This window comes from Mesorhizobium sp. B2-4-17 (assembly GCF_006441275.1).
In the GTDB taxonomy this organism is placed as follows: Bacteria; Pseudomonadota; Alphaproteobacteria; order Rhizobiales; family Rhizobiaceae; genus Mesorhizobium.
In genome coordinates, this window is sequence record NZ_VFUX01000011.1 from 1 (window position 1) to 12,761 (window position 12,761).

Sequence of the window (12,761 nt, forward strand, 5' to 3'; positions counted from 1 at the left end):
TTCCACGCCATTGTTGAGGGCTTCGTCCTTGCAAACCCATACTGACCACCGCCAAATCAAATGTGTGCGCACGCTAGCCGGAATGGGGGGAGGGGGCTCCAACGTCACGGCTGCCCACTCACACCAAAAACGGTTTCGCCTTCATCGTCGCCGGCACCGGCACCCCGAGCCGGCTCAACACCGTCGGCGCCAACTGCAACTGGTCGAGCAGTACATCTGCCTCCGGTCCCTTGCCGGCGCCGAAATAATACAGCGCGAAATCCTGCATCTCATCATCACGGCCGCCATGATGGCCGCGATCCGTTTGACCGTGATCGGCGGTAACCATGACCTCGTAGCCGGCCGCGATCCAGCCCGGCAGGAAGGCCGCCAGCATGCCGTCCATGGCGTAGCAGGCATGGTCCATCTCGTGGCAGTCATGGCCGAAACGGTGGCCCATAGAATCCAGCGTGCAGGTGTGCAGGATGCCATAGTCGATGCCGTGGCGTTTGGTCAGCATGGTCAGCGTCGCGAACAGGTCGACGTCGCTCGGCGTCATCTGGTTGCGGGCGTTGTAGCCGGTCATTGTGTGGAAGCGGCCATGCGTGATCGGCCCGCCGGGCTCGTCATATTCCATGTCCTCGACGAGATCGAATGGATAGGAACGGAAGAATTCCGACCAGTAGGAGTGGGTGACCGCGCCGGTCTTGCCTCCGGCCTTGCTGACTTCGCAGAAGATGTCGGGCTGCTCGACCCGGAACCGGTTCTCGTTGGACAGGATACCGTGCACCTGTGGCGACACCCCGGTGTGGATCGAAGCGTAGCAACAGGCGGAGGTCGACGGCAGCACGGAACGCATTTTCCACACTTGCGCCTCGCCGGACTGCACCCAACCTTCGAGATTGCCCATCAGCCGGCGCCAGTTCCGGTAGGGCACGCCGTCGAGGATGATCAGCAAGAGTTTGGACTTGAGTGCCATCAACTCCTCCATGCAATTCGGCGAAAAAGCGTGCGCCGCGTGTCGTTTGAACACGCGGCGCTATTCAGTCCCAGGGAGATATCAGGCGTTCAGCCAGCACTCGCCAAGCGCATAGCCGTCCATCATTTCACCGATCGGGTTCTTCACCCAGCCGCTGATCTTGCTGGTCGCGGCCGCGTCGATGAACTGGTTGAAGAATGGCACGATCAGCCCGCCTTCGTCGCGCATCAGGACGGCCATGTCGTGGTAGATCGCCTTGCGCTTGTCCTGGTCGAGTTCGCCGCGCGCCGCAAACAGCATCTTGTCGAATTCCGGCCGCTTGAAGCGTGTGTCGTTCCAGTCGGCGGTCGAGACATAGCCGGTGGAATACATCTGGTCCTGCGTCGGCCGCCCGCCCCAGTAGGAGAGCGAGAAGGGCTGCTTGTTCCAGACTTCCGACCAATAGCCGTCTCCCGGCTCGCGCTTGATCTCGATCTTGATGCCCGCCTTGGCGCAGGACTGCTGGTAGAGTTGGGCCGCGTCGACGGCGCCGGGGAAGGCGACGTCGGAGGTGCGCAGCAGGATGGAGCCGCTGTGACCCGACTTCTTGTAGGCTGCCGCGGCCTTCTCCGGGTCGAACTTGCGCTGTTCGATGGCGGTAAACAGGGGATAGGCCTCGTTGATCGGGAAGTCGTTGCCGACTGAGCCGTAGCCGCGCAGGATCTTCTCAAGCATTTCGTCGCGGTCGATGGCGAGCTTCAGCGCCATCCTCAGATCATTGTTGTCGAAGGGTGCCGTGTCGCAAAACATGTTGAACGGGTAATAGCCCCGGCCCGACACGTTCTCGATGCTGACGCCGGGAATGCGCTTGACCAGGTCGACGACCTTCGGCTCGATACGGTTGATCATGTGGACCTGGCCGCCCTGCAGCGCCGCCAGCCTGGCCGTGGCGTCGTTGATGACGACGATCTCGATCTGGTCGGCATGACCCGCTTTGTCGCCACGCCAGTAATTGGCGAAGCGCTCGCCGCCATGCCGCACGCCGGGCTGGTTGACCGTGACCTTGTAGGGACCGGCGCCGATGCCCGCGTTGGGGTTGTCTTTGCCGCCATTCGGCTGGATGACGAGGTGGTAGTCGGCCATCAGATAGGGGAAATCGGCGTCGGCGTCGCCGAGCGTGACGATGACTTCCTTGCCGCTGGCCTTGATGCCCTTGATGTTCTTGAGGACGCCGAGCGCGCCCGACTTCGATTTCTCGTCGGCGTGGCGCTCGAGCGTGGCGGCGACGTCTTCGGCGGCAACGGTCTTGCCATTGTGGAATTCGATGCCGTCGCGCACCTTGATCGTCCAGGTCTTGGCGTCCTTGGACGCGCCGATCTCCTCGGCGATCAGGTGCGTCAGGCTATTGTCCGGCATCAGCCTGACAAGATATTCGCCCCACTGCTTGCCAAAGCTGTAGGTGACCTGGCTGAGGTTCAGCGCCGGATCGAGGCTGTTGGTCGATTCGCCGCCCTGTAGGCCGGCCTTGAGGATGCCGCCCTTGACCGGCGTCTGTGCGAAGGCTTTCCCGGCCAGCGTCGTTGCCAGCGCCGCCGATACGCCCAGTGCCGCGGTGCGGCCAAGGAAATCGCGTCGCGATATCCGGCCCCGGCCGGCGAGTTCAGCGAGATGGTCGAGTTCAGTCTTCATGTCCTACCCCTTCTTGAAAAAAACAACGACACACAGGCGACGCCTGTCCGAAGGACGTGTGGCGCTGTTGTGTTGCATCTGGATGACGGCTGCCGTCCCTGATTCGGCCGATCGCTAATTCCCCGCACTTTCCATGCGACGCCCCTTGATCGCCTTCTCCAGCCAGCCGATCTCCATCTCCGGAACCGACGACAGCAAAAGGTCGGTATAGGCGTCGAAAGGCGGTGTCAGCACCTTGCTCTTCGAGCCGTAGCGCACCACCTCGCCGCGATACATGACCGCGATCGAATCGGCGATCGACTTCACCGTTGCCAGATCATGGGTGATGAACAGATAGGCGACCTTTTCGTGCTGCTGCAGGCTCAGGAGCAGCTTGAGGATGCCGTGGGCCACCAGCGGGTCGAGTGCGGACGTTACCTCGTCGCAGATGATCAGCTTGGGCTTGGCGGCCAGCGAGCGGGCGATGCAGACGCGCTGCTTCTGGCCGCCGGAAAGCTCGGCGGGATAGCGGTCGACAAAGCCCTTGCCCATCTCGATCTCGTCGAGCAGCTCGGCTACACGCCTGTCGCGCTCCCTGCCGCGCATGCCGAAATAGAATTCGAGCGGCCGGCCGATGATGGTGCCGACGGTCTGGCGCGGGTTCATCGCCACGTCGGCCATCTGGTAGATCATCTGCAGCTGGCGCAGATCCTCCTTCGGCCGGTTGGCAAGCCGGTTGGCCAGCGGGCGCCCATCGAAGGTGACCGTGCCTTGTTCTGGCGGCAAAAGCCCGGTGATGGCGCGCGCCAGCGTCGACTTGCCGGAGCCGGATTCGCCGACCACGGCCAGCGTCTGGCCGGGATAGATATCCACCGAGACGTTCTTCAACACCTTGACGTGGCCGCCGCCATAGGCGGCGGTGACGTTCTTGACCGACAGGAACGGCGTGGCGCCAGGGTTCTGCTCGGCATGTTCGATCTCATGCACCGAGACCAGGGCGTTGGTGTATTCCTGGCGCGGTTCCTTGATGATCTGGCGGGTGCCGCCCCATTCGACGAGCCGGCCATGGCGCAGCACCATGATCTCGTCGGAGACCTGGGCGACCACGGCAAGGTCGTGGGTGATGTAGAGCGCCGCCACATGGGTGTCGCGGATGGCATCCTTGATCGCCGACAACACGTCGATCTGCGTCGTCACGTCGAGCGCCGTCGTCGGTTCGTCGAAGACGATCAGGTCCGGCTCCGAGCACAGCGCCATCGCCGTCATCACGCGTTGCAACTGGCCGCCCGAGACCTGGTGCGGAAAGCGTTCGCCGATGGTTTCCGGATTGGGCAGGCTGAGCTTCTTGAACAGCGCGACAGCCCGCTTCTCGGCCTCGGCGCGTGTCGCCGTGCCGTGCAGCAGCGTGGCTTCCACCACCTGATCCATCAGCCTGTGCGCCGGATTGAAAGCCGCCGCCGCCGATTGCGCGACATAGCAGACCTCGCGGCCGCGCAGCTTGCGGAAACCTTCCTTGCCGCCTTTCAGGATGTCGCGGCCGTTGAGAATGACTTCGCCGCCGGTGATGCGCACGCCGCCACGGCCATAACCCATCGACGACAGGCCGATGGTCGATTTGCCCGCACCGGACTCGCCGATCAGGCCGAGCACCTTGCCCTTCTCGAGCGTCAGCGAGACATCATGCACCAGCACGATGTTCCTTGGCGCCTCGCCGGGCGGGTATACCATCGCCTCGATGCGCAAATTGCGGATATCGAGCAGCACGCCGGGTTTCGCTTTGCTGTCTGCCATCACCCGCGTCCTCCCTTCAGGCTTGTCGTGCGGTTGAGAATCCAGTCGGCGACAAGGTTGACCGAGATGGCTAGGGCTGCAATGGCAGCCGCCGGAATGAGCGCCGCGGCTATGCCGAAGACGATGCCGTCCTTGTTCTCCTTGACCATGCCGCCCCAGTCGGCGTCAGGCGGTTGCACCCCGAGGCCGAGGAAGGACAGCGTCGACAGGAACAGCACCGCGTAGATGAAGCGCAGGCCGAGTTCGGAGACCAGCGGCGACAGCGCATTTGGCAGGATCTCGCGGAAGATGATCCAGGCGCTGCCTTCGCCGCGCAGTTTGGCGGCCTCGACATAATCCATGACGTTGATGTCGACGGCGACTGCGCGCGACAGGCGATAGACGCGGGTCGAGTCGAGAATGCCCATGACCAGGATCAGCGTCACCAGGTTCGTTGGCAAAACAGAGAGCACGACCAGGCCCATGATCAGCGTCGGGATCGACATCAAAAGGTCGACGAGGCGCGACAGGATCGTATCGAACCAGCCGCCGAACACCGCCGCCGAGAAGCCCAGTATGGCACCGAGCGAGAAGGACAGCGCGGTAGCGAGAACGGCGATGAACAAGGTGATGCGGGCGCCGTAGATCATGCGGGACAACAGGTCGCGGCCGAGGTTGTCGGTGCCCAGCCAATGCGCAGCCGACATCGGTTCCCAGACATCGCCGACGATCTCGGCATTGTCGTGCGGCGAAATCCACGGTGCCAAGATCGCCGCCAACACGAACAGGGCCGTCAGCACCAGGCCGATCAGGGCGGGGATGGGGATGCGTTTTATGTCAAGCATGCCCGCCCCTCACTTTGGATGTCTAAGACGCGGATTGGCGACAATCGCCGCAATGTCCGCGATGATGTTGAGGCTGATGTAGACGGCGGCGAAGATCAGGCCGACCGCCTGCACCACGGGCACGTCGCGCTTGGTGACGTGATCGACCAGATACTGCCCCATGCCGGGATAGACGAAGATCACCTCGACCACGACGACGCCGACGATGAGATAGGCGAGGTTGAGCATGACGACATTGATGATCGGCGCGATCGCGTTCGGGAAAGCGTGCTTGCGGATGACGGCGAAGGCCGAAAGCCCCTTGAGCTCCGCCGTTTCGACATAGGCCGACTGCATGACGTTGAGGATCGCCGCGCGGGTCATGCGCATCATGTGGGCAAGCACCACCAGCGTCAGTGCTGTCGCAGGCAGCGCGATCGCCTGCATCCGCTCGCCAAGGGGCATGCCGTCATAGACGGTCGAGATGGCGGGGAAGACCTGCCATTTCACGGCGAAGAAATAGACCAGGAGATAACCGACGAAGAATTCCGGGAAGGAGGTCGAGGCGAGCGCCAGCCCGGAGATCAGCTTGTCGACCCAGCCATTGCGGTAGCGCACCGCGATCAGACCCAGGATGATCGCCAGCGGCACAGCCACGATCGCCGCCCAGAAGGCCAGGAACAGCGTGTTCCACAGCCGGTCCTTGATCGAGGTGGCAATATCTTGCCCGCTCGACATGGCCGTGCCGAGGTCGCCTGTGAGCACGCCGCCAAGCCAGCGGAAATACCTGATATAGGCCGGGTCGTTGAGCCCGAGCTGCTCGCGCAGATTGGCGAGCGACTCCGGCGTCGCCGACTGTCCGAGTATGGCTTGCGCGACGTCGCCGGGCAGGATCTGCGTGCCGGCGAAAATCAGGACCGATATGGCCAACAGAAGGAGGATGCCCAGCGCGATGCGCTGGGCAATTAGTTTCACAACGGGCGACGACATCTCTGCAAAGCCGGGCTCAGGCCTGCAGCCAGCACTTCGCCAAGGCGTAGCCGTTCATCAGTTCCTGGTGCGGATCATCCACCCAGCCATCGACCTTGGCACCGGTGGCGTCGATGAACTGGTTGAACATCGGCAGGATGAGGCCGCCTTCGTCGCGCACCATGACAGCCATGTCGTGGTACATCTGCTTGCGCTTGGCCTCGTCCAGCTCGGCGCGTGCGGCGAGAACCATCTTGTCGAAGTCCGGGCGCATGAAACGCGTGTCATTCCAGTCGGCGGTCGACAGATAGGCGGTCGAGTACATCTGGTCCTGGGTCGAGCGGCCGCCCCAATAGGAGGCGCAGAAGGGCTGCTTGTTCCAGACCTCGTTCCAGTAACCGTCCCCGGGCTCGCGCTTGAGTTCGATCTTGATGCCGGCCTTGGCCGCGCTCTGCTGGAAAAGCTGGGACGCATCGACGGCGCCGGGGAAGGCGACGTCCGAGGTCCTCAGCAACACCGTGCCCTCATGACCGGACTTCTTGTAGTGGAACTTGGCCTTGTCGGGATCGTACTTGCGCTGCTCGATTTCGGTGAACAGCGGATAGGACGCGTTGATCGGGAAGTCGTTGCCGAGCGAGCCATAGCCGCGCAGCACCTTGGTCAGCATTTCTTCGCGGTCGATGGCGAGCTTCAGCGCCATGCGCAGATCATTGTTGTCGAACGGCGCCGTGTTGCAATGCATGATGAACACGTAGTGGCCCGGACCGGCATGGTTGCGGATGGTCACGCCCGGCACGCGCTTGATCAGGTCGACGATCTTCGGCTCGACGCGGTTGATCATGTTGACCTGGCCGCCCTGCAGGGCCGCCGTGCGCGCCGTCGCGTCGTTGATGACGATGACCTCGACCTGGTCTGCGTGGCCCATCTTGTCGCCCTGCCAGTAGTTGGCGAAGCGCTCGCCGCCATGGCGCACACCGGGCTCGTTGGTCTTGACCACATAAGGGCCGGCCGAGATGCCGGCATCGGGCTTGTCCTTGCCGCCATTGGGCTGGACGATCAGGTGATAGTCGCTGAGCAGGTAGGGAAGGTCGGCGTTGGCTTCCTTGAGCGTCAGCACCACTTCCTTGCCATTGGCCTTGATGGTCTGGATGCCCTTCATGTAGCCGAGCGCGCCGGATTTCGACTTTTCGTCCGAATGGCGCTCGAGTGTGGCGGCGACGTCCTCGGCGGTCACGGTCTTGCCGTTGTGAAACTCGACGCCGTCGCGGATCTTCAGCGTCCACACCTTGGCGTCCTTGGACGAGCCGATCTCCTCGGCGATGCGGTTCTCGAGCTTGCCCTCAGGCGACAGCTCGACGATCATTTCGCCCCAGCACTTGCCGAACGCGAACGGCACCTGCGTCATCATCAGCGCCGGATCGAGGCTGTTGGTGGATTCACCGCCGACCAGGCCGGCCTTCAGCGTGCCGCCCTTGACCGGACCTGCCGCCCGCGCGGCGCTGGAAAGCAGTGCGTTGGCGAAGGGGGCGGCGATGCCGAGCGCGGCTGCCCGCCCGAGAAAATCACGACGGCTCAGTTTGCCGGACGCGACGCGCCGGCTAAGGAATTCCAGTTCGTTTGACATTTGAGTTCCTCACTCTGTTGGTTCGACTCTGCGGTCGATTTTCTTGCTTCTTGTTAAAGGGAATAATGACCGCAAGAGAAAGCGGTAAGCAAGACCGAATGCGACATGCCGTGGCGTAAATCGCACGTCGCTTTTGGACCAACAGGTTCGGCGTTCAAACCAGTGCGCGCGGGACCTTTTCCTCGAAATTGCGCTCGAAGACGAGTCTTTCACCCTCGTAGGCTTCGATTCTGGCGCTGACGATGAAATTTTCAGCGTCCGATCGCATCTCCGCCCATGTCTCGGTGCGCACCGACCATCCATTTCGCGACAGGGTCTGCGTCCAATGCGTCTTGCCCGAGGCTGACAAAGGATTGTCAGGATGGATCGCCCAGGTCTCGCGCACAATGCTGCCATTGGCCAGGCCATGGTCGAGATCACGGACTTCGCCGAAGTCGTCCATTATCGAAAGCGTGACAATTCCGGTCTTTTCGTCGCGATCGACATGGCGCTCGGAATTGGCGGGCCGAACCGTCTCGGTCGCCCAGGGTGTAGCGCCTTCAGGCTCGGCGAACGTTGCTTCGTCGCCCGCCGCCAGCGGGCGCAGCGGCAGGGATAGCGCGGCGGCCGACAAGGTTAGCTGGACCGGCTCCGGCGAGGGCCAGATGGCGGGCCAATAGGCGTTCGACACCGCGATGCGCAGGCGGTGGCCGGCCGGCACCCGGTAGGCGCACTGGTCGAGCACCACGCGCGCCGACGCGGTTTCGCCCGGCACCAACGCTTCGGGGAATTCGTGCGAGTTGCGGTGCGTCAGATTGAGCACGCCATAGGAGATCAATTCCGAAGCGCCGTCGGGATGCACGTCGCACAGCCGGATCGCAATATTGGCCTGCGGGCGGTCGGAAGCGAGCGTGACCCGAACTTCAGGCGCGCCGACAATGTCGATGGCCTCGGTAAGTTCCGGCTGGTCGAAACACACCGACAGCGCATCGTCGAGGCGCTGGTCGCCCGGCAGTTCCGGGCCGAAGGTGAACGGAAAATACTCGCCGCCGGCGAGCCCGCAGCTTTGCGGCGAGGCGACTATGGCCGGCCTGCCGCCAACGGGGATCAGCTCGATCGAATGCGCCTTGATGGCTGGCGACGGCCATTGCTTCTCCGCCACCCAGCGGCCTGGCCTCTCGGGATGCCAGCGTGCCGGGCGCACGCTGTCCATCACATAGGCACGGTAGGCCGGATCGGCCTCGACGCCGGTCTCTGAACCCTTCAGCCAATGGTCCCACCAGCGCAGCGCTTCCTGCAGGAAGCCGATGGCCGGCTTCGGCCCGGCATAATGCGGGTATTTGTGGATCCAGGGGCCGACGATGCCCTTGACCGGAGCTTCGATGTTGGTGACGAGATGCGAGATCGTGTTGCGATAGCCGTCATGCCAGCCGCCGATCGACAGCACGGCCGCCTTGACCGCCGAGAAATCCTCGCAGATCGAACCGCGTTTCCAGTAGGCGTCGCGGTGCTGGTGGCTGAGCCACAGGGGCAGCAGGAAAGGCTGGTTCTCCAGCCGGCTGAACCACAGGTCGCGCCAGCGGTTGCCACCGGCAATCAGCGGATCCGGCGGCCGCGACGAATAGGAAAGCATCGTCGAGGCCCAGCCGAAATTCTCGATCAGCAGGCAGCCGCCCTTGTAATGGATGTCGTCGGCATAACGGTCGACGGTCGAGCACAGGCTGATCACCGCCTTCAGCGCCGGAGGCTGCTTGGCGGCCACCTGCAGGCAGTTGAAGCCACCCCAGGAGATGCCCATCATGCCGACATTGCCGTTGCACCAGGGCTGTGCCGCCGCCCAGGCGATGACATCGCAGGCGTCCTGCAATTCCTGCTCGGAGTATTCGTCATCCATCAGCCCTTCGGAATCGCCATTGCCGCGCATGTCGACGCGGATCGAGGCATAGCCGTAGCCGGCAAAATAGGGATGCGTCAGCTGATCGCGAAAGATCGTGCCGTCGCGCTTGCGGTAGGGCAGATGTTCGAGGATTGCCGGCACCGGATCGTCGCCGGCATCTTCCGGCATCCACACACGCGCCGACAGCCGGCAGCCATCCGGCATGACGATGCCCATGTCGGGAAATTCGACGACCTTGCGGGGAAGTTCGGTGACGATTTTCATGGCGCGCATAACGCCCCGTTGCGCCGCAACTTTCAATCGCGATTCGCGACTGGAGCAGCGAATTATGCGACCTGTGCCGTTACCGCAATTCGTCCAGCAGTTCGGGGTGCCTTTCAAGCAGGGTCATTAGTTGAATGGTCGGGCCACTCGGCTCGATCAAACCGCGTTCATATTTGTCGAAGGCGTTTTCGCCAACCTTGAACAGAGATCCCGCCTCGCGCTGCGACAGTTTGAGTTTCGTGCGGACACGACGGATGGTTGCAGGGGCGGGGACACCGTCGATCTTTTCCTTGAGGACGCGCAGAGCCGCGTCGACAGGGATCATGTCGTCTCCGACATGCACGCCTTCGCCGCCCGATGCCGGATAGTAACCTGGCAGGTCGACGATCATGCTTTCGCCCTTATAGGTCACGGTGAATGGACGCACTCCGCGCATCAACGTTTCTCCGGTTTCGGGAGAGATCATCGTATTCGTTTCACTGCTTTCTCTCGTCGCCATGGTCATTTCTCCTTGAACGACATGATCATGAATTCGGTCACGACATCTGCCTGGAATTTCACGTAGAGGATCAGGTCGCGTGACGGGACATGATAGACATCCTGCCAGACCCGATGATCCGCGAAGGTAGTCATCGACTTACGAACATCTTTCGCGTCATGCTGCCGATCACCTCGACCACGCCCGCGCGATCGAAACCGAGGCCAATAGCGTCGCGCAGCGCCATGTTGTAATTGCCAGCGTATCGACAGACCCAAATGTCGTCTTGATCGCATCAAGATCATAAGTAGGCCTGCGCTTTTCCATGGCGCAATATGCCCCCATAAAGGGGGCAATTCAAGAGATGATAATCAGCGAAATTCCGCAACCTTCAATTCAGCGGAATGTCGTTCTCGGCCTTGCTTGCCTGGTAGGCATCCGACAGCTCGTCGTAGCGCGCCGAGATTTTCCCGATGCGCGTCTCCAGCCGTTGGCGTTCGGCCTCGGGCAACGCCCGCACCAGCCTGCGTATGGAAAAGCTCTTCCAGTAGGCGTTCTCGGCATTGTAGCCGCCCGGATCGAGGGTGAAGACCTCTTTCAGAATCTTGAGATCGTGCGGGATGGCGAAACTGTCGCGCGAATCCTCGTGGCTGAACAGGTAGTAGAAATTGTCGAAGCCGGTCCAGGTGATCGCCGACAGGCAGAGCGAGCAGGGCTCGTGCGTGGCGAGGAAAATGGCGTCCTTGGTGTCGACGCGCTCGGCCTTGGGCATCTCATAAAAGCGCTTCAGGCAATGCACCTCGCCGTGCCAAAGCGGGTTTTCCATCTCATTGTTGGTTTCGGCCAGCACCAGCGAGTAGTCGGCTTTCCGCAGGATCGCCGCGCCGAACAGCTTGTTGCCATGGGCGACGCCATCCGCCGTCTTCGGCACGATGTCGTGCTCGATGACGTCGAGCAGGCGGTCGATCAGCGAAATCTCGGTCATGACTGGGTCTCGTCGGGGAGATGGATCTCATAGGCGTGCGAGAAATGGAATTCCTCGAGGTTGGAGCCGTCGCCGCCACGGTCGACGATCAGGAAATCCTGAGGCTCGCCGATCGGCGTCAGCACGCCATGCCAGAGATTGCGGGAATAGTTGATGCCTTGTCCTGGCGCGGTGAGGAAGGCGTGCGGCTCGCCCGGCCCTTCCTTGCCGTCATGACAGACGACGACGAGGAATGGGCGTGGCGACAGCGGAATGAAGGCCTGGCTGCCGAAGGGATGGCGCTCCACCATGCTCAGTTTCAGCGGCATCTCGTAAGGCGTGCCGCGCACCATCGAGATCAGCACGCGGGCATTCGGCCCTGTCGCCTCGGCGGTCGCCAGATCATGGTAGCGCTCGGCCTTGCCGCCATTGATCGGATAGTGGTTGTCGCCGCCCATATCGATGACGTCGCCGAACTCGGCAAAGGCCTCGCGGGTCAACGGTCGAGCCGTGATGCGGGTCACCGCGCGCGCCCGCCGATACCCGCCCCGCCGAGCTTGGCGTGCCGGTTGACGTCCTTGTAGAGCAGATAGCGGAATTTGCCGGGGCCACCGGCATAACAGGCCTGCGGACAGAAAGCGCGCAGCCACATATAGTCGCCGGCCTCGACCTCGACCCAGTTCTGGTTGAGGCGATAGACGGCCTTGCCTTCGAGTACGTAGAGGCCGTGCTCCATCACATGCGTCTCGGCGAACGGAATGACGGCGCCGGGCTCGAGCGTCACGATCGTCATGTGCATGTCGTGGCGCAAATCGGCGGGGTCGACGAAGCGCGTCGTTGCCCAGCGGCCTTCGGTACCGGGCATCGGCGTCGGCGCGATCTCCTGCTCGTTGGTGAAGAAAGCTTCCGGCGTGTCGAGACCGTCGACCGCCTCGTAAGCCTTGCGAATCCAGTGGAAACGAGCGGCAGCCTTGGCCTCGTTGCGAACGGTCCAGCCGCTGGCTGGCGGCAGGAAGGCAAAGCCGCCGGGCCTTAAGCTATGCTTCTTGCCGGCGAGCAGAACCGTCAGTTCGCCCTCGACCACGAACAGGGCGCCCTCGGCGCCGGCATCGGGCTCGGGCCTGTCGCTGCCGCCGCCGGGCGCGACCTCGACAATGTATTGCGAAAACGTCTCGGCAAAACCGGACAGCGGCCGCGATAATATCCAGACGCGGGTCTTGTCCCAGAATGGCAAGGCGCTGGTGACGATGTCCTGCATCACGCCCTTGGGGATGACGGCATAGGCCTCGGTGAAGACGGCGCGGCCGGTCAAAAGCTCGGTCTGGCCGGAATGGCCGCCATGCGGTGCGTAGTAGGTGCGCTCGGGCATCCTGATCGTATCCATGGG

The 12,761-nt window shown here is 62.6% G+C and carries 12 protein-coding genes; all 12 read right to left on the reverse strand.

The features are described 5' to 3' along the window. Positions 1 to 118: 118 nt before the first annotated feature. Positions 119 to 958 (reverse strand): alkaline phosphatase family protein, encoded by an 840-nt coding sequence (locus FJ548_RS10545; protein WP_140690810.1) that lies wholly within the window; start codon positions 956 to 958, stop codon positions 119 to 121. A gap of 81 nt (positions 959 to 1,039) precedes the next feature. After that, positions 1,040 to 2,626, reverse strand: coding sequence for an ABC transporter substrate-binding protein (locus FJ548_RS10550; RefSeq protein ID WP_140606712.1), 1,587 nt, complete (start codon positions 2,624 to 2,626; stop codon positions 1,040 to 1,042). A gap of 114 nt (positions 2,627 to 2,740) precedes the next feature. Further along, on the reverse strand, positions 2,741 to 4,396 hold the full coding sequence (locus FJ548_RS10555) for an ABC transporter ATP-binding protein (protein WP_140777837.1): 1,656 nt from the start codon (positions 4,394 to 4,396) through the stop codon (positions 2,741 to 2,743). Next, positions 4,396 to 5,220, reverse strand: coding sequence for an ABC transporter permease (locus FJ548_RS10560; protein WP_140777838.1), 825 nt, complete (start codon positions 5,218 to 5,220; stop codon positions 4,396 to 4,398). Before FJ548_RS10560 ends, FJ548_RS10555 begins: the two co-directional genes overlap by 1 nt. Positions 5,221 to 5,229: 9 nt before the next feature. Then, a complete protein-coding gene (locus tag FJ548_RS10565) occupies positions 5,230 to 6,189 on the reverse strand; it encodes an ABC transporter permease (RefSeq protein WP_140606715.1) in 960 nt (319 codons plus the stop codon). Between the two features lie 16 nt (positions 6,190 to 6,205). Beyond that, positions 6,206 to 7,792 (reverse strand): ABC transporter substrate-binding protein, encoded by a 1,587-nt coding sequence (locus FJ548_RS10570; protein WP_140777839.1) that lies wholly within the window; start codon positions 7,790 to 7,792, stop codon positions 6,206 to 6,208. A 154-nt stretch (positions 7,793 to 7,946) separates the two neighbouring features. Beyond that, a complete protein-coding gene (locus FJ548_RS10575; protein WP_140777840.1) occupies positions 7,947 to 9,932 on the reverse strand; it encodes a CocE/NonD family hydrolase in 1,986 nt (661 codons plus the stop codon). A 79-nt stretch (positions 9,933 to 10,011) separates the two neighbouring features. Next, complete coding sequence (locus FJ548_RS10580; RefSeq protein ID WP_246673143.1) at positions 10,012 to 10,437, reverse strand: type II toxin-antitoxin system MqsA family antitoxin; 426 nt, start codon at positions 10,435 to 10,437, stop codon at positions 10,012 to 10,014. Beyond that, positions 10,434 to 10,565, reverse strand: coding sequence for a type II toxin-antitoxin system MqsR family toxin (locus tag FJ548_RS30380; RefSeq protein WP_246678615.1), 132 nt, complete (start codon positions 10,563 to 10,565; stop codon positions 10,434 to 10,436). Before FJ548_RS30380 ends, FJ548_RS10580 begins: the two co-directional genes overlap by 4 nt. 236 nt (positions 10,566 to 10,801) lie before the next feature. After that, positions 10,802 to 11,395, reverse strand: a complete 594-nt coding sequence (locus tag FJ548_RS10590; RefSeq protein WP_140777841.1) for a nucleoside deaminase — start codon at positions 11,393 to 11,395, stop codon at positions 10,802 to 10,804. Then, positions 11,392 to 11,898, reverse strand: coding sequence for an ureidoglycolate lyase (locus FJ548_RS10595; protein ID WP_140690804.1), 507 nt, complete (start codon positions 11,896 to 11,898; stop codon positions 11,392 to 11,394). Before FJ548_RS10595 ends, FJ548_RS10590 begins: the two co-directional genes overlap by 4 nt. After that, the gene (locus FJ548_RS10600; RefSeq protein WP_140690801.1) at positions 11,895 to 12,758 is read right to left on the reverse strand and encodes a bifunctional allantoicase/(S)-ureidoglycine aminohydrolase; all 864 of its coding nucleotides are present in this window, start codon (positions 12,756 to 12,758) and stop codon (positions 11,895 to 11,897) included. Before FJ548_RS10600 ends, FJ548_RS10595 begins: the two co-directional genes overlap by 4 nt. Positions 12,759 to 12,761 lie beyond the last annotated feature (3 nt).

Bases quoted from the DNA above. Each gene is read 5' to 3' on its own strand.
- FJ548_RS10545 (WP_140690810.1), bottom strand. From the start codon at position 958: ATGGCACTCAAGTCCAAACTCTTGCTGATCATCCTCGACGGCGTGCCC.
- FJ548_RS10550 (WP_140606712.1), bottom strand. From the start codon at position 2,626: ATGAAGACTGAACTCGACCATCTCGCTGAACTCGCCGGCCGGGGCCGG.
- FJ548_RS10555 (WP_140777837.1), bottom strand. From the start codon at position 4,396: ATGGCAGACAGCAAAGCGAAACCCGGCGTGCTGCTCGATATCCGCAAT.
- FJ548_RS10560 (WP_140777838.1), bottom strand. From the start codon at position 5,220: ATGCTTGACATAAAACGCATCCCCATCCCCGCCCTGATCGGCCTGGTG.
- FJ548_RS10565 (WP_140606715.1), bottom strand. From the start codon at position 6,189: ATGTCGTCGCCCGTTGTGAAACTAATTGCCCAGCGCATCGCGCTGGGC.
- FJ548_RS10570 (WP_140777839.1), bottom strand. From the start codon at position 7,792: ATGTCAAACGAACTGGAATTCCTTAGCCGGCGCGTCGCGTCCGGCAAA.
- FJ548_RS10575 (WP_140777840.1), bottom strand. From the start codon at position 9,932: ATGAAAATCGTCACCGAACTTCCCCGCAAGGTCGTCGAATTTCCCGAC.
- FJ548_RS10580 (WP_246673143.1), bottom strand. From the start codon at position 10,437: ATGACCATGGCGACGAGAGAAAGCAGTGAAACGAATACGATGATCTCT.
- FJ548_RS30380 (WP_246678615.1), bottom strand. From the start codon at position 10,565: ATGACTACCTTCGCGGATCATCGGGTCTGGCAGGATGTCTATCATGTC.
- FJ548_RS10590 (WP_140777841.1), bottom strand. From the start codon at position 11,395: ATGACCGAGATTTCGCTGATCGACCGCCTGCTCGACGTCATCGAGCAC.
- FJ548_RS10600 (WP_140690801.1), bottom strand. From the start codon at position 12,758: ATGGATACGATCAGGATGCCCGAGCGCACCTACTACGCACCGCATGGC.